Below are 20,813 nucleotides of genomic sequence, written 5' to 3' on the forward strand. Positions count from 1 at the left end.
CCGGCCCCTCGAAGGCGGACACCGGTCCGCGGAGGGCCGACGCCGGGGACACTCCCGCCGACGCCGGGGACGCTCCGCTGACGCCAGGGACACTCCCGCCGACGCCAGGGACGCTCCCGCCGACGCCGGGCGTGTGAGCGCCGTCCCACGCCCGGCGGGCGCCTCAGACGTCGGTGACGCGGAACCCGGCGTGGGCCTTGTACCGGCGGTTGATCGCGATCAGGTTCGCGGTCAGCGCCTCGACCTGGCCCGCGTTGCGCAGCCGGCCGCCGTAGATACCCCGCACCCCCGCGATGCGCGACGCGAGCGCCTGGACGATGTCCGTGGCCTCCCTGTCGTCACCGAGCACGAGGACGTCCAGGCCGACCTCGTCCACCTCCGGGTCGAGCAGCAGCACCGCGGACACGTGGTGGAACGCCGCGACGACGCGGCTGTCCGGGAGGACCGCCGCGGCCTGCTGGGCCGCGCTCCCCTCCTCCACCGGCAGCGCGTACGCGCCCTTCTTGTCGAAGCCGAGCGGGTTCACGCAGTCGACGACGATCTTCCCGGCGAGTTCGGCGCGCAGGGACTCCAGGGTGGCCTTGTGCCCGTCCCAGGGCACGGCCACGATCACGATGTCCGCCTCGGCGGCGACCTGGGCGTTCTCGGCGCCGCGTACGCCGATGCCCTCGGCGGCCTCACGCGCGCGCTCGGCGTTGCGGGAACCGATCAGCACGGTGTGCCCCGCCAGGGCGAACCTGCGGGCCAGACCCTTGCCCTGGTCCCCGGTGCCTCCGAGGATGCCGATGGAGAGGCCGGAAACATCCGGAAAGTCATTCAGCTCAGCCATAGGCCAGATCATGCCAGGGCGGTTCCGGCAGGTCGCCGCCAGGGCCGAGTACGGGGCGGCCACGGGGCACGGCCCGGCCACGGCCCGGCGGCCGCACGGAACGCGGCACGTGGAGCACGGGTCCGGACCGAGCCGGGCACGGAACCGGGCGGCACGACGCGGGGCACCGAAGCGGGGCGGACCGCCGAACCGGTGGGGCGCGCCGAACGCCGCGATCGCGGGCGCCGGCGTGTCAGAAGCGACATTCGCCCGGCCCCGCGAGGGCATGTCAGGCACCATGGCTGCCATGGATGCTGACTCGGTGAGCCTCCTCCGCGAGGTGCTCGCCTCGACCGGCTGGCTGGAGCGCACCCGAGAGCTGGGGCTGGCGCTGCGCGCGACCCGATCCCCCGGAGGGCTGCTCCTGGTGGGAACACCCGGCGACGAACCGTGGCACCTGACCGCACACCTGTCGGACGAGGCGCGGCTGTCGGGGCTCCCCCAGCTCTCCCCGACGCTGCTGCGCTGGTCGCCGCCCGCGGACGCGCCCGCCCACCTGCGGGTCGGCCTGGACCGGCTGCGCGACGCCCGGCGCGGCGAGACGCTCTTCGTGGTGAGCGAGGACGAGGCTCCCGTTCCCCTGCTGGAACGCGTCGACGACGCGCGGCGGACCGGCGCCACGATCCTCGCCCTCGACGGCGGCGATCCCACGCTGGAGTCGCTGGCGCACGACTCGCTGGCGATTCCGCGCGTGGACGGCCCGCTCAGCTTCGACGCCGCCCAGCACCTGGTGAGCAGCGCGGCCGGCGACATCCGGCGGCTCGGCCTGCGCGAACGCCTGGCCCGCCTCGTCGACCGGGTCACGGGGCCGCGCGTGCCCGACTAGGGGCCTCCTCGGACGGCCTACCGGGCGGGGTCGCGGTCCGTTTCGTGGTCGAAGCCGTGCCTGATGTCGTAGTCGTCGCCGATGACCCGCCAGCCGCGCAGCACGTTGCTGTGCGGGACGGCGGTGAACCAGCGGACTCCCGCCTCGGCGGCGGCGCGGCCGATCCCGGTGCCGCGGGCGTCGATCACGGCCCGGTCGGCGTGGCGGGCGGCGCGGCTGAGCGCCATCGTGACCGCCACGCCGGTGTCGCCCTCGGCGAGGACGACGAAGTCGGTGGGTCGCCCGTCCACCAGGGCGTCGGGACGGCTCGCCGGGGTCGGGCGGCCGGACCGCCCCTCGCCGACGGGGGGAACGGCGACGACCCGGTGTCCTTCGGCCGCCAGCAGGGCCGCGACGCGGCGCTCCGCGCCCGACATCCGGCGCGCGCGCTCGTCCACCCCGCCCGGGGCTCCGGGCTCGCCGAGCTCCGTCATGTGTGCCACCTCCCGCCCCAGGCCAGCTTCGCAGGCCCTCGGCGGGCATGTCCCCCAATATCAGGTCAAGGCACTACTCGTCCCATTCCTCGTCCTTGGCCTGCCACACCTCGTTCCGCTCGGACGCGGTCTGCAGGGCCCTGGACGCCTCCGCCTCCGAGGCGTACGGGCCCATCCGGTCCTTGTTGGGGCAGCCCTTCTCCGGCTCCACACGCATGTGCTTCAGACAGAACCACCATTGATCGCTCACAGGGCTAATCCTCCCCCTCCGGACCGCATCTAGACTTGGCGGCATGACAACACTCCTCCGGCCAGGGCGAGTGTCGCCCATGCGTAAGGTCCCCGCCCACATCGAACGTCCGGAGTACGTGGGGAAGGCCGCCCCCAAGAAGGGCGCCACCGACGTCCAGACCCCTGAGACGATCGAGAAGATGCGGATCGCGGGCCGGATCGCCGCCCAGGCCCTCGAGGAGGTCGGCAGACACGTCGCGCCCGGCGTCACCACCGACGAGCTGGACCGGATCGGCCACGAGTTCCTCTGCGACCACGGCGCCTACCCGTCGACCCTCGGCTACCGCGGCTACCCCAAGTCGCTGTGCACCTCGATCAACGAGGTCATCTGCCACGGCATCCCCGACGACACAGTGCTGAACGACGGCGACATCGTCAACGTCGACATCACCGCGTACATCGGGGGCGTCCACGGCGACACCGACGCGACGTTCCTCGTCGGCGACGTGGACGAGGAGTCCCGGCTGCTGGTCGAGCGCACCCGCGAGGCCACCATGCGGGCGATCAGGGCGGTCGCGCCCGGTCGCCAGCTCAACGTGGTCGGCCGGGTGATCGAGGCGTACGCGAAGCGCTTCGGCTACGGCGTGGTCCGCGACTTCACCGGCCACGGCATCGGCGCGTCGTTCCACTCGGGACTGGTCGTCCCGCACTACGACGACCCCTCGCTGGCGGTCACGCTCGTGCCCGGCATGACGTTCACGATCGAGCCCATGCTCACGTTGGGGACCATCGACTACGAGATCTGGCCGGACAAGTGGACCGCGGTGACCATGGACCGCAAGCGGACCGCCCAGTTCGAGCACACGATCGTGGTCACCGACTCGGGCCACGAGATCCTCACGCTGCCCTGACCGGCGCCCCGAGCGGCTTCCGTGGCCGCGTCCCTGCGGTTCTCAGGCCGCCCTCCCCGGCGCTTCAAGGGGACCAGGCGTCCCCGCCGGTCAGCGGGCCCGGATCACTCCGGTGACGGTCGTGCCGCCGCCGGGGACGCTGTTGATCGTCAACATGCCCCCGGCCTCGGCGAAGCGCGCCCGCATGGCGGCCAGTCCCCGCGCCGAGCCGGGCCCGACCTCGTCGACGGCGAACCCGGCGCCGTCGTCGCTCACGGTCATCCGCAGGCCCGCCTTGCCGGCGGTGACGGCGACGGACACCTGCCGGGCGCGGCTGTGCCGCTCGACGTTGGACAGCGCCTCGACGAGGGTGGTGTACACGACCCGGGCGACCCGGCCCGGCACGGCCGTGACCGGCAGCGCCCAGATCTCGACGGCGATGCCCGAGCGCTCCGACCACTCCGTGAGGTAGTCCCTCAGGGCCGACGCCAGATCGCCGTTCGGCCGGATCCGCAGCTCTTCCGCCAACCCGCCCCTCCTCAATCGTCGCACCGCCTTCCGGGCGGGCGACGCGGAGGCCGGCGGCGGGAGCTCCGAACAGGATTTGCCGGCTCACGACCCCGCCGCGGTCCCGGGCGGACGTCACTCAGGGTTATGCCCGCTCACTGAGCAGGTCACGCGCTTCCACCGTACCCGCGGGTGGCCGCGCCGGGCGGGGCGACGCGCGACCCGGCCCGGAACGCCGGACCGGGGCCCCGCCCGGTCACTGGGCGGTGTCGCGCCTGTTCAGCTTGGCCAGGTAGTCGTTGTACGCGTCGAGCTCGGCGTCACCCGTGCCGCCCACCTTCGCGGCGCGCTCCTCGGCCCGGCGGTCGGCGCGGCGGGCCATCCGGTCGTCGGCCCGCCACCACTGGAGCGCCAGCGCGATGACGACGATCAGGGTCGGGATCTCGCCGAACCCCCAGGCGATCGCGCCGCCGGTCTGCTGGTCGGACACCGACGACGCGCCCCAGGTGCGGCCGAGCTGGGCGTACCAGTCCGAGGCGATGACCGTGCTCATGTTCATCAGCGCGATGCCGAAGAACGCGTGGAACGGCATGGTGATGAACAGCAGCAGCAACCGCCCGACATGGGGCAGCCGGTGCGGCCCGGGATCCACCCCGATGATCACCCAGAAGAACAGGCAGCCGCTGACCAGGAAGTGGACCGTCATCGCGATGTGCCCGAGGTGCTCCTTCATCGCCGCCGCGAACAGCGGGGTGAAGTAGAGCGCGTACGTCGACACGATGAAGATCGCGGTCGCGATGGCGGGGTGCGCGACGAACCTGACGTAGCGGCTGTGCAGGAGCACGGTGACCCACTCGCGCGGCCCCCGGTCGCCGCGCCGCACGGCCGGCCTGAGCGCGCGCAGCGCGAGCGTGACGGGCGCGCCGAGCACCAGCAGGATCGGCACCAGCATGGCGAGCACCATGTGCTCGGCCATGTGGACGCTGAACAGCACCGGCGCGTACTTCGCGACACCGCTCTGGGTGGCGATGACGAGGACGACGACGCCGAGGAACCAGGACGCGGTCCGGCCGACCGGCCAGGAGTCGCCCCGGCGGGCCAGCCGTACGACACCGGCCGCGTACAGACCGGCGAGCGCGGCGGCGACGACGGCGAAGAACAGGTCGAACCACCACAGCGTCACCAGGTTGCCCACCGAGATCGGCGGTGGCACGAGATAGCCGAGCAGTTCGTAGGCGCGGTCGATGGGACCCCGGATCTCCGGCGGCGCGGTGCGGGCGAGGGCCACGGCGAGGCCGACGGTCGCGGCCATGAGCATGATCTCGCCCAGCGCGAGGCGCTGGAACGCTCCTGCCTGTCCCGCGGACAGTGCCGGCACGGTGCGGCGGCGGTGCCACCAGCCGAACACGCCGAGCGCGGCGAACGCCGCCGTCTTGGCCAGGATCATCAGGCCGTACGAGGAGGTGAACAGCGCCTCGACCGACGCGAGCCGGGCGAGGACGCTGGCGACGCCGGAGAGGCCGACGCCCACGAAGCACCACAGCGCCATGCGGGAGAACCGCTCGGCGGCGACGTCGAGCCGCTCGCCGCCCCGGTAGGCGTGGACGCAGAGCACGCCGAGGCCGCCCACCCACAGCGCCAGCAGGACCACGTGGAAGGCGACCGAGGTGGTGGCGAGGCTGTGGTTGGGCGCCGAGGAGGAGTGGCCGGTCAGCGCGGGCGGCAGCAGCGTGGCCAGCGCGAAGAGCAGCAGCCCCGCCGCCGCGCCGACGGTGATCGCGCCGCGCGCGAACAGCGCGACGGCGACCGCGAAGAGCACGACCAGCGTGAGCGCGATGCCCTGCGGGACCTGGCTGGCGTAGCTGGTCAGCTCGTTGCCGCCGAGGACGTCCCCGACCGGCATGCCGAGCGTCTCGGACAGGCTGAAGACGAGGGTCGACGCGCCCGCGACCGCCCAGACGAGCGCCGTCCAGGAGGCGGCCTTGACGTACTCCTGGGCGGGCTTGCCGAGCAGGCCCTTGTCGCTGGGGAGGAACGCGACGCTCATCACGAGCAGGCCGACGGTGACGAGGCCGGCGCCGTCCATCGTGAGCTTGGACAGCGGGAGCATCCACCGGGTGATCACGCCCTCGTCGGGCAGGCCCGGGATGATGCGCGGGGTGGCCGCGCCTCCGGCCACCATAGCGATCACCAGCGCGACGGCCGCGGCGCAGACCGCGGCGACGGCCAGGCGCGCCGTGCGGCTCACGGCTTCTTCCGCATGCTGATGGCCATCCCGATGCCGATGCCGGCGATGCCGAAGACCGCGATCCACACCCAGGCGGGGACGCCGCCCTGGCCGCTCTCGTCCGCGGCCTTCTCCGTCTCGGCCTGCCCAGCCGCGGCCTGCCCGTCCGGCGCCGCGGCCGCGGCGGGCGGGGTCGTCACGCCCTCGGTCGGCTCGGCGCTCGGCTCGGCGGCCGGGTCGACGGTCGGGTCGGTGGCGGGAGTCGGCTGCGCGGGCGGCGCGGCGGTCACGTCGGGGCTCGCCTGGGGGGCGGAGGAACCCGTCAGCGTGAACGGGATCTCCCCCTCGATCGGGTGTCCGTCGGAGGAGACGACGCGCCAGGCCAGGCTGTACTTTCCCGCGGGCAGCGAGCCGGCGACGGTCTGGGTCACCACGGGACCGTCGACCTTCGGCTCGCCCGACTCGTATTGCACGCCGTCGGGGCCGCGTACCAGGACGACCGGGAAGCGGACCGACTCGGTGAAGGTCAGGCTCACCTTCGTGAGGGCGTCGACCCGGGCGTTCTCCTTCGGGTCGCTGCTCTTGAGCGAGGTGTGGGCCAGCGCGGGCAGGGCGAGGGCCGTACCGAGCACGAGGGTCGCGACGAACGCGATCACGGCCGCAAACGGGGATTTTCTCATGGCAGCAACAAGGCTACCGACGCATGGGTCCGGTCCTTACCTCGCATGAGACGCCGGGCCGGGACACTCGCGTAACGCGACGTGCGGCCCGGCTCAGGGGGCCCGCCCGCCCCAGGGGCCGGGCGGGCGGGCCGTCCGTCACAGACCGGCGCAGGCGAGCGCGCGCTGGTAGGCGACGGTGCTCGCGTTCCCGTCCTCGATGCGCTGGAACGCCTCGGCGGCCTCCAGCCAGCCCTGCGCGGCCATCCTGATCTTGGGGGACCGCTCCAGCCAGTCACCGGCCGCCGCCAGCTCGGCCGCCGCCTCCTCGCGCCTGCCGAGCTGCTCGTACGCCTGGCCGAGCACGAGGTGCGCCTCGGCCCGCAGCTCGCCGTGGGGCTCCTCCATCAGGTCCTTGGCGGCGCGGGCGTGCTCCGCGGCCTCCTCGGGGTGGCGCAGCGCCAGCTCGGTGCGGGCCAGGAAGACCGAGCAGCGGGCGATGTCCGCCTTGCTCGCGGCCGACTCGCCGAGCTCGCGGTGGGTCCGCGCCATCAGGTCGCGGGCCGTCTCCAGGTCGTCCGGCCGGACCCGGAGCAGCAGGATCGCGTACGCGAGGCGGAGCCGGGCGAGGTTGCGGGGGTCGCCGTTCTCGCTCTGGACGGCCAGGGCGCGCTCGGCCAGCGCGAGCGACTCCTCGCCGCGTCCGGTCATCTCGGCGATCCTGGCGGCGTTCCAGTTCGCGGCGACCGTCGCGCGGGGCGTGCCGAGGAGGTCGGCGGCGGCGAGCAGCTCGTTCGCGAACTGGGTGGCGCGCAGCAGGTCGCCGCGCACGCCGTACGCGGCGAGCAGGGTCGCGGCGAGCTCGATCAGGTCGTCGGTCCAGGTGGCGCGGTTCAGGTCCTTGAGCATGGCCTCGCCCACCTGGACGGCCAGGCCGAGGTCGCCCTTCTCGCGGTAGCACCGGCACAGCGCGACGGCGATCGCCACGCGGCGGTCCTCCGGCATCGCCCCGGCCTCGGTGTCGAGCAGGCGGTTCAGGATCTCGATGGCCTCGCCGAGGTGGCCGCACGCCTCGGCGGCGAGCGCGTAGCCGAACTCGGCGTCCTGGTGCAACTGGGAGAGCCCGACCAGGCTCCGGTCGGCCAGCAGCTCGCCGAAGCGGCGCCTGGCCTCCTCGACCTCGCCGTTGTCCAGGGCGAGCCGCGCGAAGCGCAGCCCGAGTTCGAGCTCCTCCATCTGCTCGGCCGTCACGCCATTGATCAAATACGTGAGAGAGCAGTCGAGCTTCTGGGAGAGCAGTTCCAAAACCGCCGGAGTGGGCGTCCGCTTTCCACTCTCTATCAGCGAGACGTAGCTGTCCGAAAGCTCCGGATGAGCGAGCTGAGCTTGGGAAAGACCACGTTGACGGCGGATCATCTTGATGCGCTGGCCTACTAGATCTTGACTCGTCATGGGCTCCCCCTGCAAGAATGGTGTAAATCAGACGATTTCCCGACAGGAGCTGATCATGCGCCGCCGACTCATCGTCTCTGCCTTGGCTCTTCTCTTCTCAACCAGTGTGGTTGTCGCGGCAAATGCTACGGCTGCCACCGCTGCGCCGTCTTCCCCCAAGTACGCGCCGGCCGACTGGTGCTGCTGAGTCGTTATCTCTCCTGATCCATCCCTTCTGCTCTACTGTTCCGGCGGCGCGGCTCACCCCGCCCGCAGCGCGAGGAACAGATCCACACGGTCCGCCATCGAGGAGAGGTCCTTACCGGTCAGCTCCTCGATGCGGCGGATCCGATAGCGCACCGTGTTGACGTGGACGTGGAGTCGCTCGGCACACGCGTTCCACGATCCGGCGCAGTCGAGGAACGTCCCGAGGGTCAGCGTCAGCTCCGCCCGATGGCGCCGGTCATAGTCCACGAGCGGGTCCAGCAACCGGCTCGCGAACGACCTGCGGACCCTGTCCGGCACCGTCGCGAGCAGCAGGCCGTGCGTGTAGATCTCGTCGCTGGTGACGACTCCCCCGCCGCGCAGCTCCGCCATCCGCCTGGCGTACCCCGCCTCCTCGGCCCCGCCCCGGATCGCCGCCGCGCCCGCCAGCCCGGCGCTCACCCCGACGCATACGCGAGCGCGCGGCAGGCCCGAGGCGATCACCGCCACCCGCTCCCGGAGGCGCGCCGCGAGCGCCGCCGCCGTCCCGTGACCGCGTAGCGGGACCAGCGCGACCGCTCCCTCCGCCCCGGCCGCCGCCACCGCCCGCCGGTCGAGCAGCTCCTCCACGACCTGGCCGCCCAGCGTCACCGGGTCCGGTCCGCCCGCCGCCGCCCCGGGCCCCGTCCCCGCCGCAGCCGCCGTCGCCGTCGCCGTCGCCGTCGCCGTCATGGTCGCCGCGACCGCCGCGTACGGCTCCGCCGCCTCGATCCCGCAGGTCCTGAGCCTGGCCGAGAGCTCGGGGAGGTCCGCCCGGCCCGACACGGCGAGGCCGATGAGCTCCTCGGCGAGCCGGCGTTCGACCCGGCGCCCCTCCTCCATGCGGGCGCGCTCCATCGCGACGCAGGAGGCCAGCTCGTAGCCGACCTCGACGTCCAGCTCGCCCCGGCAGGCGAGCACCCAGCCCGCCGCCCGGTGCGCCCGGTCCACCGCGAAGATCGTGTACGGCGCGGCGTCCCCGCCCTTCGGGCCGCCGGGCCGCACGACCCGGGGCAGCCGGGTGGCCCGCAGGGCCTCGCCCGCCAGCCGTACGGCGTGCTCCTCCGGGAGGTCGCCCGCGATGACGGAGCCGGAGGCGGACAACACCGCGCCGGCGACCCCGAGCTCGCTCGCCATGAGCGCGAAGAGACGGCCGAGCCCCGCCCCCTCGGCCACCGCCGCGACGATCCTGCGGTGGCGGCCCAGCGCCCGGCGCAGGTCGCCCGCGCGGGCCCCGGAGAGCCGCCGGTTCACCACGTCGGCGATGGCCGCGAACGAGACCTCGACCGGCACCTCGAACAGCGGCAGGCCGCGCTTCCCGCACGCCGCCGTGAGGTCGTCCGGGACCAGGCCGAGGCGGGCGTCCCCGGCGCCGAGCGCGGCCACCCCGGACGCGACCAGCGCGTCGGCGAACGCCTCGGAGTCGGCGGCGTCGCGGCGCCACATCAGCCCGGTGAGCACCAGGTCGCCCGGCGAGACGTACCGCCCGGGATCGGGCAGGTCGGTGACGAGCACGCCGCCGATCTCACGATCGGCGTCCCCGCTCAGGAGGGTCAGCCGCAGCTCCTCGACGGCCAGCAGGTCCCGCAGAAGCATGCGGATCAGACTATTTGGAGAAATCTACAACCGATATCCCCCGCGGCCACGGCGTTTCATCGCGCCGCCGATTGGCCCGGGTGACCTCGCCTGATGTACTGCCCGTACGCCCTCGCCCGGAGCGGAAGCGGAGGCCGGGCGGGGCCCCGGGCGTCCGGAAGTGGGGAGCGACCGTTGAAGACCGAGACCCGCGGCGGCATGGGCGTCGGCGTGAGCGCCCCCCGCCCCGACGGCACGCTGAAGGTGACCGGCGAGTTCGCCTACGCCTCCGACCTGTGGCTCGACGGCATGTTGTGGGGCGCGACGCTGCGCAGCCCGCACCCGTCGGCCCTGATCCGATCGATCGACGTCGCCCCGGCCCTGGCCATGCCCGGCGTCCACGCGGTGCTGACGCACGAGGACGTGCCCGGCGAGAAGTTCTACGGCCTCGAGCGCGCGGACCAGCCGGTGCTCGCGGTGGACCGGGTGCGCTACCAGGGCGAGCCGGTGGCGATCGTCGCGGCGGACCATCCGGAGACGGCCCGCAGGGCGGCCGCCGCCGTCGCCGTCGAGTACGAGGTCCGCGAGGCGGTCACCGATCCGCGCCGCGCCGTCTTCGACCCGGGCTGTCCCCGCGTCCACCCGGGCGGCAACGTCGTACGGCACCAGCCCGTCCGGGTGGGGTCGGCCGGGCCGGACGCGTGTACGGGGGACGGAGCGCGGGCCGAGGTCGTCGTCACCGGCGAGTACGAGGTCGGGATGCAGGACCAGGCGTTCCTCGGCCCCGAGGCCGGCCTCGCCGTACCGGCGGACGACGGCGGCGTGGACCTCTACATCGCCACCCAGTGGTTGCACGTGGACCGGGACCAGATCGCGCCGTGCCTCGGCCTGCCGAAGGAGAAGGTGCGGCTCACGCTGGCCGGAGTCGGCGGCGCCTTCGGCGCCCGCGAGGACCTGTCGATGCAGATCCACGCCTCGATGCTGGCGCTGCGCACCGGCCGCCCCGTGAAGGTCGTCTACGGCCGCGAGGAGTCGTTCTTCGGGCACGTCCACCGGCATCCCGCGTGGATGCGCTACGAGCACGGGGCGACCGCCGACGGGCGGCTCGTCTACGTCAGGGCGGAGATCGTGCTCGACGGCGGGGCCTACTGCTCGTCGTCGCCCGCCGTCGTCGGGAACGCCGCGTCGCTCGGCGTCGGACCGTACGAGGTGCCGAACGTGTCGATCGACGCGTACGGGGCCTACAGCAACAACCCGCCGTGCGGGGCCATGCGGGGGTTCGGCGCCGTCCAGGCGTGCTACGCGTACGAGTCGCAGATGGACCGGCTCGCAGCGGCGTGCGGCCTCTCGCCCGTCGAGATCCGCGTGCGCAACGCCGTGGCGCAGGGGTCGCGGCTGGCGACCGGGCAGCTCATCGACACCCCGGCCCCGCTCGCCGCGATGCTCCGCGAGCTGGAGGCGATGCCGCTCCCCGAGCCCCCGGCGTCCGTGGCGTTCGGGCCGTCGGGCCCGGGCGGGGCGAGCGCGGTCCCGCCGGCCGAACCGAGCGGGCGGGGCCTGGGCGAGGTGAGCGGCGCGGGCGGGACCGCACCTGTCGCTCCCGCCGCGTCCGGGGCGTTTCCCACGCGAGGGGAGCCCGATCCCCGGACGCTGCCGGGCGGCGTCGGACGGACCACGCGCGGCGAGGGGGTGCGGCGCGGCGTCGGCTACGGCGTCGGCATCAAGAACATCTGCTTCTCCGAGGGCTTCGACGACTACTCGACCGCCCGCGTCCGGGTCGAGCTCCTCGGAGGCGAGCCGCACGCGCTCGTCCACACGGCGGCGGCCGAGGTCGGGCAGGGCCTCGTCGCGATCCAGGCGCAGATCGCCCGCACCGAGCTGGGCATCGACCGGGTCACGCTGGCCCCGGCGGACACGTCCGTCGGGTCGGCCGGATCGTCCTCCGCGTCCCGTCAGTCGTATGTCACGGGAGGCGCGGTCAAGGCGGCGTGCGAGGCCGTACGGCGGCGCCTGGACGCGCTCGCCGCCGCCGACCCCGGACTCCCGCTTGCGGAGTTGCTCGAACGGTTCGGCCCGGTCGAGGAGACGCGGGAGTACCGGCACCGGCCGACGTTCCCCATGGATCCGGTGACCGGCCAGGGCGACTCGCACACCCAGCTCGCGCTCTGCGTCCACCGGGCGGTCGTGGACGTGGACGTGGAGCTCGGGCTGGTCAAGGTCGTCGAACTCGCCGCCGTGCAGGACGTCGGCCGGATCATGAACCCGCTCGCGCTGGAAGGGCAGATCCACGGCGGCTCCGCGCAGGGCCTCGGCCTCGCCCTGATGGAGGAGATCCAGGTGCGTGACGGCAGGGTGCTGAACCCGTCGTTCACCGACTATCTGATCCCGACCATCCTCGACATGCCACCGATGCGGCTGTCCGTCCTGGAGAATCCCGATCCGCACGCCCCCTATGGGCTGCGCGGGGCCGGGGAGCCGCCCACGCTGTCGTCCACGCCCGCCGTGGCGGCGGCCGTACGCGCGGCGACGGGCCTCGCGCTGCCGCGCGTCCCGATCCGTCCGGACGACATCGCCCTCGCCTGTTCCCCCTGATCGCCCGGCATCTCGCCGCACGTGCGCACCCGGTCCCGGATCGCGTCCACGTCGCCCCACGCGACGATCGCGTCCTGCCCACATCGGCACGCCCGCTCCTCGGCCGAGACCGCCGCCCGGGTCGGATAACCCGCCGACGGGGGCCCGGACGACCGCTCCCTCAGGCAGGACGCGGATCCGGCTCGGCCGCCGGGCTTCGGGTGGGACCGGTCTGCCGGGTCAGAGGTCGCCCGAGTCGCAGGCGACGCCGTTCTGGTTCACGTCGGTGTACCAGGCGTACTCCTTGTGGACGCCCTTGGTGTACGGCCCGTAGCCCGCGTTCCTGGCCTCCTTGCAGGTGGCGAACCGCCCGGCTTCGGTCGGCCGGGAACTGGCCTGTGCCGTGGTCGAGCCGCCGGTGGTCCCCGTGGTGCTTCCGGTCGTGCCGCCCGTGGTGCCCGTCGTCCCGCCGGTTCCGCCTGTCGTGCCGGTTGTGCCGCCCGTCGTGCCGGTCGTTCCGCCGGTGCCGCCTGTCGTGCCGGTCGTTCCGCCCGTAGTGCCGGTCGTTCCGCCCGCGCCGCCGGTCGTTCCCGTCGTGTCCCCGCCGGTCGTACCCGTCGTGTCCCCAGTGCCGCCCGTGGTGCCGGTGGTCCCGCCTGTGGTTCCGGTGTCCCCTGTCGTGCCGCCCGTGGTGTCGCCGCCTGTGGTGTCGCCGCCGGTGGTGCCGGTGGCGGTGTCCCCGGCGCCGCTGCCGAGGAGCCGGGCGATGAGGGCGTCCGCGTTGGGCTGGGTGAAGCCGGCGATGCTGAGACTGTCCTGGGTGATCTCCTGGGCCACGCGGGGCGCGGCGATGACCTTGTCGCCGACGACGATGGCGAGCTGCTGCTTCACCGTCTCCCGGGTCAGGTCGGCGACCTGCTCGCGTGTGGCGGGCGCCAGGACGATCCGCACCGAGTGGGTGCCGTCCTGCTCGGCCACCCGTTCGATCTTCTGCACCGTGGTGACCGTCACACCCGGGTCGAGCTGGTAGCAGGTGGTCCCGTCGTCGTCGGGCACGGCGTCCGTTCCCGTGCAGGGCGCGGCGCGTACGCCGACGACCGGCGCGAAGTGAATGGACGTGCGCAGGGTCCGGGGCGGCGTGGACAGCGGAGGAGAGTCCTGGTTGCGCGTCATCAGTACGGCTACCGCGCCGAGCACGCCGGTCATGACGACGACGAGGACGAGCGCGACGGCGAGGACGATCGTGGTGCCGCGGGTCGCCTGCGGCGGACCGGGAGGAGCGGCCGGACCGGTCGTGCCGTCCGGGGAGGCGGCGTCGCCCCCTGATGCTCCAGGCCCTCCTGGCGCTCCAGGCGACCCCGCTGCTCCGGGCGCTCCGGGCACTCCAGGCACTCCGGGCGCTCCCGGTGATCCAGATGTCCCCGGCGCTCCGGGCGAGCCGGGCGCCCCCGGTGCTCCGGGCGGTCCGAATGTTCCAGGCGCTCCGGGCACTCCCGGCGGTCCTGACGCACCCGCGGCGCCTGACGAACTCGGCGGGAACGCGGCACCAGGTGTGCCCGGAGCACCCGGCGGGGCGGCCGACGGCACGGCTCCGGGGCCCTCCGGCCCGCGGTCGGATCCCTGGTCACCTGGAACCGGCGTGTTCTGCATCCCGACCTCGATCCCTGACATCGTCGGAGAGCCTATCGAGCTATGCCATGCCGAGGTAATCGGTTGATCAACGGCTTTCCATCCCGGCACTTCCACCACAATTTGTGGCGAATGGCCGGTAATTGGTTGCGCCTGGTGACCTGCCGCCCGCCGTCCCCCGGGAACCGAGAGTTAAGGGTCGACATCCTCCCCCTCGATGAACGAGGGGGATTCCACCCGTCACCGGCCGGTCTTCCCGCTTCACCGCCGACCGCCCGTCGAGGAGGTGTCCTCATGAAGGTCGGAGTCCCGCGCGAAATCAAGAGCCAGGAGTATCGCGTCGCCCTCACCCCGGCGGGCGCCCACGAGCTGGTACGGCACGGCCACGAGGTGCTCGTCGAGAGGGGGGCCGGGATCGGCTCCGCAATCGCCGACGACGACTTCGCCGGGGCGGGCGCGCGGATCGTGGAGTCGGGTGAGGAGGTCTGGGCCCACGCGGAGCTCGTGCTCAAGGTCAAGGAGCCCGTCCCCCAGGAGTACCACCGGATGCGCAAGGGCCAGGTGCTGTTCACCTACCTGCATCTGGCCGCTTCGGAGCCGTGCACCCGGGCGATCCTCAACTCGGGCGTCACGGCCGTCGCGTACGAGACCGTCCAGACGGCGACCGGGGCGCTGCCGCTGCTCGCCCCGATGTCGGAGGTCGCGGGACGGCTCGCGCCCCAGGTCGGGGCGTACCACCTGATGCGGCAGGGCGGCGGGCGCGGGGTGCTGATGGGCGGCGTCTCGGGCGTCTACGCGGCGAAGGTCGTGGTGATCGGCGCGGGCGTCTCGGGCATGAACGCGGCCGCGATCGCGCTCGGGATGCAGGCCGAGGTCCTGCTGCTCGACCTCGACATCGACCGGCTCCGGCAGGCCGACGTCATCTACCAGGGGCACTGCCAGACGGTGGCGTCCAACGCGTACGAGATCGAACGGGCGGTGCTCGACGCGGACCTGGTGATCGGCGCCGTGCTGGTGCCGGGGGCCAAGGCCCCCACGCTGATCACCAACGACCTGGTCGCCAGGATGAAGACCGGTTCCGTCCTGGTCGACATCTCGATCGACCAGGGCGGCTGCTTCGAGGACTCGCGGCCGACGACGCACGCGAACCCCGTCTACCGGGTGCACGACTCGGTGTTCTACTGCGTGGCGAACATGCCGGGCGCGGTGCCGCACACCTCGACGTTCGCCCTGACCAACACGACGGTCCCGTACGCGCTGGCGATCGCCGACCTCGGCTGGCGGGACGCGCTGCTCGCCGACCCGGCGCTCGCCAGGGGGCTCAACGCCCACGAGGGGCACCTGACCAGCCGGCCCGTGGCCGAGGCGCACGGGCTGGAGGCGGTGCCCCTGGAGGAGGTGTTCGGGTGAACGGCCGGCATCTCCACGTGTACGGGCTCAGCCGACGGCGCGGCCCAGATAGGCCGCGAGCCGGTCGACGGCCGTCGCGGAGCCCGGAACCGGCTGCGCGGGGCCGAAGGAGCCGCCCGGAGTGCGCGGGAGGTCGCCGTAGATCTCCCGGACTGCGGGCATGATCGCCTCCGCCACGTCGGGAGCGAGGTCCGTGGGCCTGCCGATCGCCCTCGCGAGGTCCCAGCCGTGGACCAGCATCTCGATGGTGACCTGCTCGACGAGACGCCAGCCGGGGGCCGGGCCGTACTGGCTCCGGAGCATCCCCGGGCGGCGGAAGGCGGCGAGCGTGGCGCGGGCCGCCGTACGGAAGGCCGCGACATGGTCCTCGCCCAGATGGTCGGCGGCGAAGTCGGAGCGGAGCGTGCCCTCGGCGAGGCCGGTCCAGAGCAGGTTCTCCCAGACGAGGTGGTCCAGCAGGGCGCGCACATCCCAGCCGGTGCACGGGGTCGGATCGCCGAGCCGCTCCGACGGCACGGCCGTGACGAGCTCCTCCACCTCGGCCAGCACCCGGGCACACGCCTCCAGCCTGGCCTCGGGGGCGACGTCCGCCTCCTCGCTGAGAATCTCCCCGATGCGCGCCGCCCGCGCCCCGGGCTCGGGATTGGCCCGCAGCGCGGTCATGAGCCATTCGCCCTCGCCTGCGATGCTGGGCCGCACCGGCCATCCGTTGATGAGGCACAGGAGCTGCCAGTACCTTTCCAGGCGTGTGTCGGAGGCGACCTCGAGCTGTTCGAGAAGCCTCCGCCGGGCCTCCGGGCCGTCACCGTGTCCCTCGTCGGCCGGCGCGAAGCCGGTGCCGGCCTGGGCGGGGAGCCAGGCCGCCACGATGCCGGCCACGACCGGCTCGGCCGCCGGCGAGTCGGCGGCGATGCCCGCCGTCATGGCGGCGTCGACGGAGGCGACCCAGAGGTCGGTGAGCTCCTGCGCCTTCAGCACGTCCTCCTCGCGGTGCTCGCGGGCGGCGTGCTCGGCGGCGTACTCGCCCATCCGGCGGATCGCCGCGCGCAGTTCCGGATCGCGGATGAGGGCGGCCAGCTCGATCCACGCCTCGACCTGTCCGGCGGTAGGGTCGGGAGGCAGATCGGGCACGGCCAGGAGCAGCCCGTCCCGGTACGCGGACGGGTCGAGGTCACCGAGCGCGTCGGTCATGAAGTCGTGGACGATCGTGTCGCGTTCTTCGGGGGAGAGTCGTGCCAGGCCGGTCATCTCAGTGAGGTCCTTGGTCGTCGATTTGCGCCGGGCGAAGGAGCGCAGCACCGCCTGGCGCATCCGCAGGGCGTGGATGCGCGCCTCCAACGCGTCCGCGTGGAAGGCGGCGACCTCGGCGAGGTCGCGCTCCTGGGTGACGACCTCGCGGATCACGGCCATGGACAAGCCGAGCTCGCGCAGGGTCCGGGCCAGCTCCAGCCGTGCCACCGCCTCGGGCGCGTAGCGCCGGTAACCGGCCGCGGTGCGCGCCGCCGGAGGCACGACGCCGATGTCGGACCAGTGCCGGATCAACTTCACCGACAGGCCGGTCCTCTCGGCCAGCTCCCCGATGCCGAGCAGGTCGTCACTCACGTGCCCCACCTTGGGGTCTCCCATCATGGGAGAGTCAAGCACGCCGGGAAACGGCGACATCCGGATTGCGGCCCGCCGGCGCGTACGGCCCGGCCGCCGGTGTGGAGGCCCCTCCGGCGGCGGGGCCCGCGTACGGGCCCGCCGGCCGCAGCCGCCTCGTCGGCACGATGACCCCGATGGCGAGAGCGGTGCCGCCACGGCGTGGTGGCGGCCGCCCCGTCCGGAGGTCCTTCGATGATCCGTCTGCGTGACACCGGCGGTGTCACAACCTTGCCGGAGCGGTGTGCCTAGCCCGCGGAAGGCGTGGCCGAGGGCTCGATGGAGGGCTCACCGGAAGGCTGCCCGGACGCCCCGGGCGTCGGCACGTCCGACACCTCGGCGTGCGTGTCGAGCGACGGGTCGGGCGTCGGGAGCGGCTGCTGGGCCGCCGTGGTGCCGATGCCGCGGTCGCAGGCCGCGCCGAACTCGGGGGTGAAGCTCGGGTTCTGCTTGTACTTCTTGATGTACGCGGGGAGCCGGGGGTCGTCGGCGCCGGTGAGGGCGAGCTGGTGGTTCCACGAGCTGACCATGACGTCCGCCTTCAGCCCCTCGTACGGGCTGAGCAGCATGAAGTCGCTCGACGCGAGGGACTTCAGCTTGTCCACGTCGGCCTGCGGCAGGCCGGGGCGGTACGTGATCCACACGGCGCCGTGTTCGAGCGAGTGCACGCCGTGCTCGCTGTGGATCGGCTGGTCGTAGATGCCGCAGTTCTGCCAGTAGAAGTTGTGCGGGCCGCCGGCCGGCGGGGTCTCCTTGTACGCGACCTTGTCCCAGGTGTGCTCGGACCCCTTGTAGGAGAAGGAGGCCACACCGTCCAGCGACTTCTGCGACCGGTCGTTGACGACGTAGAACCCCACCAGGCCGACGAGCACGACGATGACCAGACCGCCGATGCCCCACATGAGCAGCGCCGAGCGCCGCTCCTTACGCTTCTGCTCCGCCCGCATGCGGGCGAGGTGCTCCCGCCGCGCCTGCGCCTTTTCCTTGGACAAGCGGTCCTCCAACGACTGGTCACCAAACTCCCCGCATTGCGTATGGAGAATAGTGGGTTCGCCAGCAGGTTCGGCATGAGCGAATCCGGGTCGTGATCGCGGACCGGGCCGGGCCCCGCTCCGACGCTCGCACGCCGGAGGTGTGACGGCGTCGACGGCGGACGACGCCGGGGCGTCGGGCGGGATCCCGGGTAGCCTGTGTGGCGATGAGCACCGAGACCGTTCCCCCCGCCGCCGAACCTGTCGGCGCCCCCGCCGACGAGACGGCGGCCCGGCCCGGCAGGAACGCGTTCGTGGCCGGCCTGGTCGTCCTCGTGGTGGCGGCGGCCGCGTTCCTCCTGCTGGTCGTGGGGCGATCCGGGGCCCCGGGCGACACCTCTCCCGAGGCCGGGTTCGCCAGGGACATGGCCGTCCATCACGCGCAGGCGGTCGAGATGGCGTTCGCCGTACGCGACGTGAGCACCGACGCGCCCCTCCGCAACCTGGCGTACGACATCATCACCACGCAGTCCACCCAGCGTGGAATCTTCATGGGCTGGCTGCAGCAGTGGGGCCTCGACCAGGCGTCCGACCGACCGCCGATGGCGTGGATGTCGGGTCACGCGCACGGCGGCGCGACCGCGACGGGCGCCGCCTCGGGGACGGGCGGCGTGATGCCGGGCATGGCCACGCCGGAGGAGATGGACCGGCTGCGCGCCGCGAAGGGGCGGGCCGCCGAGGTCCTCTTCCTCCAGTTGATGATCCGCCATCACGAGGGCGGCGTGGACATGGCCAGGGGCGCGGTGCGGCTGTCGGACCGCTCCGAGGTCCGCGAGCTGGCCCAGCACATCGTCGACGGCCAGACCGCCGAGATCACCCTGATGAAGGACTTCCTCCGGGCACGCGGCGCGCAGCCGCTCCCGTCGATCCTCACCCCGTGACCGCCCCGGCCCGCCCGGTCCCGACCACCTGAACCGCCTGGTCGGGGCACGATCCGCCGCCCTCGGCCGCCCGGCCGGGGCGGCCGGTCACGGACTGCCGGATCGTGTCCGTTGGATTCGAGTCGTGTCATAACGCGCGGAAACGCGCTCGCCAGGGCAACATGAGGGGAAGTGTCCGGAGGAGAGTCGAACATTGATTGATGAGCCGGAGAGCCGCCTCGAGGTGAGCATCTCACCCGAGGTCGAAGCCGGGCAGTACGCCAACTTCGCCTCGGTGTGGCACACCCGTGACGGGTTCATCCTGGATTTCGCGGTGATCACCCGGCCCCCGTCCATGGCGGACGACCCGGCGTCGGGCACGCCGTACGTGAGCGTGCCGACGCGGATCGTCAGCCGGGTCCGGCTTCCCCCCGCCCAGGTGTTCGAGCTGATGAAGGCGCTCGAACAGCAGCTCACGGCTTTCGAGAAGGAGACCGGCCACAAGCTCTGAGCCAGGCCGCTCTCCCGAACGATCCCGCCCGCCAGGAGCCGGGACGAGCCGGAACCACGCGGTGCCCGGCCGGGCGGGCCGGGCACCGTCCGTGTGTCTCCACGCCGACGGCGCGTACGCTCAGACCCGCATCTCGGCGGCGAGCGCCGCGGCGAAGGCGTCCACGTCGGCTTCGGTGGTGTCGAAGGCGCACATCCAGCGCACCTCGACCCTGCCGCCGCCGATCTGCTCGTTCCAGTTGTAGAAGCGGTAGCGCTTGCGCAGCCGGTCCGCCGCGTCCGCCGGAAGGATCGCGAACACCGCGTTCGCCTCGACCGGCCGCGGCACCTCCACACCGGGGATGCCGCGGACGGCGTCCGCCAGCCGGGCCGCCATCGTGTTGGCCCGGCGGGCGTTGCGCAGCCACAGGTCTCCCGCGAGGAGCGCCTCGAACTGGACCGAGACGAACCGCATCTTGGAGGCGAGCTGCATGCTCGTCTTCCGCAGGTACGGCAGGCCGCGGACGGCGGCGGGGTCGAGGACGACCACCGCCTCCCCCAGCAGCAGGCCGATCTTGGTGCCGCCGAACGAGAGCACGTCCACGCCGGCGTCGGTCGTGAGCGCGCGCAGCGGCACGTCGAGGGCGGCGGCCGCGTTGGTGATGCGCGAGCCGTCCATGTGGACGAGCATCCCGAGGTCGTGGGCGTGGTCGCAGATCGCCTTGATCTCGGCGGGCGTGTAGAGCGTGCCCAGCTCGGTGGCGTTGGAGATCGAGACGACCCGCGGCTGGGCCCGGTGCACGTCGCCGAAGCCCCACGCCTGCCGGTCGATCAGCTCCGGTGTGAGCTTGCCGTCCGGGGTCGGCACGGTCAGGAGCTTGAGCCCGCCGGTCACCTCGGGCGCGCCGCCCTCGTCGGTGTTGATGTGCGCGCTCTCGGCGCACACCACGGCCTCCCAGGGGGCGCACATCGAACGCAGCGAGATGACGTTGGCGGCGGTGCCGTTGAAGACCGGCCACGCCTCGGCCCGCTCGCCGAAGTGCCGGCGGAAGATCTCCCGGGTCGCCTCGGTGTAGACGTCGTCGCCGTAGGAGATCTGGTGACCGCCGTTCGCGAGGGCGACGGCCTCCAGGATCTCGGGATGCACGCCCGCGTAGTTGTCGCTCGCGAACGTCTTGATCTCGGGATCGTGCCGCCGAACGGCATCCGTGGTCACGAAAGCTCCCCCTGTCCTTGCACGATGCACGATGTC

Annotated in this window: 18 protein-coding genes; 6 read left to right on the forward strand and 12 right to left on the reverse strand. The window is 73.1% G+C overall.

Going from position 1 to position 20,813, the window contains the following annotated elements:
- Positions 1-163: 163 nt before the first annotated feature.
- Entirely contained in the window at positions 164-829 is a 666-nt protein-coding gene (npdG, locus tag AWQ70_RS30600) for an NADPH-dependent F420 reductase (protein WP_067183743.1), read from the reverse strand.
- A 286-nt stretch (positions 830-1,115) separates the two neighbouring features.
- Here npdG and AWQ70_RS30605 point away from each other — a divergent pair, with 286 nt between their 5' ends.
- Entirely contained in the window at positions 1,116-1,694 is a 579-nt protein-coding gene (locus AWQ70_RS30605) for a hypothetical protein (protein ID WP_174552438.1), read from the forward strand.
- Positions 1,695-1,711: 17 nt separating this feature from the next.
- Here the strand turns inward: AWQ70_RS30605 and AWQ70_RS30610 are convergent, their stop codons facing one another.
- Positions 1,712-2,167 (reverse strand): hypothetical protein, encoded by a 456-nt coding sequence (locus AWQ70_RS30610; RefSeq protein WP_067183748.1) that lies wholly within the window; start codon positions 2,165-2,167, stop codon positions 1,712-1,714.
- 73 nt (positions 2,168-2,240) lie between these two features.
- Positions 2,241-2,417: a hypothetical protein gene (locus tag AWQ70_RS30615; RefSeq protein WP_245647223.1), complete on the reverse strand. Its 177-nt coding sequence runs from the start codon at positions 2,415-2,417 to the stop codon at positions 2,241-2,243.
- Between the two features lie 43 nt (positions 2,418-2,460).
- Here AWQ70_RS30615 and map point away from each other — a divergent pair, with 43 nt between their 5' ends.
- Entirely contained in the window at positions 2,461-3,309 is an 849-nt protein-coding gene (gene map, locus AWQ70_RS30620) for a type I methionyl aminopeptidase (RefSeq protein WP_067183754.1), read from the forward strand.
- Between the two features lie 90 nt (positions 3,310-3,399).
- Here the strand turns inward: map and AWQ70_RS30625 are convergent, their stop codons facing one another.
- The 5 genes from AWQ70_RS30625 to AWQ70_RS30645 form a co-directional block, all read right to left on the reverse strand.
- Positions 3,400-3,816, reverse strand: a complete 417-nt coding sequence (locus tag AWQ70_RS30625; protein ID WP_067183757.1) for a sensor histidine kinase — start codon at positions 3,814-3,816, stop codon at positions 3,400-3,402.
- 235 nt (positions 3,817-4,051) lie between these two features.
- Positions 4,052-6,043, reverse strand: coding sequence for a bifunctional copper resistance protein CopD/cytochrome c oxidase assembly protein (locus AWQ70_RS30630; RefSeq protein ID WP_067183761.1), 1,992 nt, complete (start codon positions 6,041-6,043; stop codon positions 4,052-4,054).
- The gene (locus AWQ70_RS30635) at positions 6,040-6,702 is read right to left on the reverse strand and encodes a copper resistance CopC family protein (protein WP_084517982.1); all 663 of its coding nucleotides are present in this window, start codon (positions 6,700-6,702) and stop codon (positions 6,040-6,042) included. The genes AWQ70_RS30630 and AWQ70_RS30635 overlap by 4 nt, the downstream gene beginning before the upstream one ends.
- A 138-nt stretch (positions 6,703-6,840) precedes the next feature.
- The gene (locus AWQ70_RS30640) at positions 6,841-8,133 is read right to left on the reverse strand and encodes a helix-turn-helix domain-containing protein (protein ID WP_067183765.1); all 1,293 of its coding nucleotides are present in this window, start codon (positions 8,131-8,133) and stop codon (positions 6,841-6,843) included.
- 240 nt (positions 8,134-8,373) lie between these two features.
- On the reverse strand, positions 8,374-9,951 hold the full coding sequence (locus AWQ70_RS30645) for a PucR family transcriptional regulator (protein WP_067183768.1): 1,578 nt from the start codon (positions 9,949-9,951) through the stop codon (positions 8,374-8,376).
- 198 nt (positions 9,952-10,149) lie between these two features.
- On the opposite strand from AWQ70_RS30645, the gene AWQ70_RS30650 reads away from it, so the two are divergent.
- A complete protein-coding gene (locus AWQ70_RS30650) occupies positions 10,150-12,522 on the forward strand; it encodes a molybdopterin cofactor-binding domain-containing protein (protein ID WP_157530642.1) in 2,373 nt (790 codons plus the stop codon).
- A gap of 219 nt (positions 12,523-12,741) precedes the next feature.
- Here AWQ70_RS30650 and AWQ70_RS30655 read toward each other — a convergent pair whose 3' ends face one another.
- The gene (locus AWQ70_RS30655) at positions 12,742-13,893 is read right to left on the reverse strand and encodes a SecDF P1 head subdomain-containing protein (protein ID WP_157530636.1); all 1,152 of its coding nucleotides are present in this window, start codon (positions 13,891-13,893) and stop codon (positions 12,742-12,744) included.
- A gap of 531 nt (positions 13,894-14,424) precedes the next feature.
- On the opposite strand from AWQ70_RS30655, the gene ald reads away from it, so the two are divergent.
- A complete protein-coding gene (gene ald / locus AWQ70_RS30665; protein WP_067183782.1) occupies positions 14,425-15,540 on the forward strand; it encodes an alanine dehydrogenase in 1,116 nt (371 codons plus the stop codon).
- Positions 15,541-15,567: 27 nt separating this feature from the next.
- Here the strand turns inward: ald and AWQ70_RS30670 are convergent, their stop codons facing one another.
- Entirely contained in the window at positions 15,568-17,142 is a 1,575-nt protein-coding gene (locus tag AWQ70_RS30670; protein ID WP_218004719.1) for a TIGR03086 family metal-binding protein, read from the reverse strand.
- Between the two features lie 287 nt (positions 17,143-17,429).
- A complete protein-coding gene (locus AWQ70_RS30675; RefSeq protein ID WP_067183789.1) occupies positions 17,430-18,173 on the reverse strand; it encodes a thioredoxin-like domain-containing protein in 744 nt (247 codons plus the stop codon).
- A gap of 206 nt (positions 18,174-18,379) precedes the next feature.
- Here AWQ70_RS30675 and AWQ70_RS30680 point away from each other — a divergent pair, with 206 nt between their 5' ends.
- Positions 18,380-19,093: a DUF305 domain-containing protein gene (locus AWQ70_RS30680; protein ID WP_067183791.1), complete on the forward strand. Its 714-nt coding sequence runs from the start codon at positions 18,380-18,382 to the stop codon at positions 19,091-19,093.
- Between the two features lie 193 nt (positions 19,094-19,286).
- On the forward strand, positions 19,287-19,583 hold the full coding sequence (locus tag AWQ70_RS30685) for a DUF3467 domain-containing protein (protein WP_067183794.1): 297 nt from the start codon (positions 19,287-19,289) through the stop codon (positions 19,581-19,583).
- Between the two features lie 120 nt (positions 19,584-19,703).
- Here AWQ70_RS30685 and AWQ70_RS30690 read toward each other — a convergent pair whose 3' ends face one another.
- Positions 19,704-20,777 (reverse strand): threonine aldolase family protein, encoded by a 1,074-nt coding sequence (locus tag AWQ70_RS30690; RefSeq protein WP_218004720.1) that lies wholly within the window; start codon positions 20,775-20,777, stop codon positions 19,704-19,706.
- Positions 20,778-20,813 lie beyond the last annotated feature (36 nt).

Origin of the sequence: Microtetraspora niveoalba (assembly GCF_001570405.1) — a bacterium.
In the GTDB taxonomy this organism is placed as follows: Bacteria; Actinomycetota; Actinomycetes; order Streptosporangiales; family Streptosporangiaceae; genus Microtetraspora; species Microtetraspora niveoalba.

Coding starts and splice junctions, on each gene's coding strand:
- AWQ70_RS30650 (WP_157530642.1), top strand. CDS start 10,150: ATGGGCGTCGGCGTGAGCGCCCCCCGCCCCGACGGCACGCTGAAGGTG.
- AWQ70_RS30680 (WP_067183791.1), top strand. CDS start 18,380: ATGAGCACCGAGACCGTTCCCCCCGCCGCCGAACCTGTCGGCGCCCCC.
- AWQ70_RS30645 (WP_067183768.1), bottom strand. CDS start 9,951: ATGCTTCTGCGGGACCTGCTGGCCGTCGAGGAGCTGCGGCTGACCCTC.
- AWQ70_RS30635 (WP_084517982.1), bottom strand. CDS start 6,702: ATGAGAAAATCCCCGTTTGCGGCCGTGATCGCGTTCGTCGCGACCCTC.
- map (WP_067183754.1), top strand. CDS start 2,461: ATGACAACACTCCTCCGGCCAGGGCGAGTGTCGCCCATGCGTAAGGTC.
- ald (WP_067183782.1), top strand. CDS start 14,425: ATGAAGGTCGGAGTCCCGCGCGAAATCAAGAGCCAGGAGTATCGCGTC.
- AWQ70_RS30640 (WP_067183765.1), bottom strand. CDS start 8,133: ATGACGAGTCAAGATCTAGTAGGCCAGCGCATCAAGATGATCCGCCGT.
- AWQ70_RS30605 (WP_174552438.1), top strand. CDS start 1,116: ATGGATGCTGACTCGGTGAGCCTCCTCCGCGAGGTGCTCGCCTCGACC.
- AWQ70_RS30610 (WP_067183748.1), bottom strand. CDS start 2,167: ATGACGGAGCTCGGCGAGCCCGGAGCCCCGGGCGGGGTGGACGAGCGC.
- npdG (WP_067183743.1), bottom strand. CDS start 829: ATGGCTGAGCTGAATGACTTTCCGGATGTTTCCGGCCTCTCCATCGGC.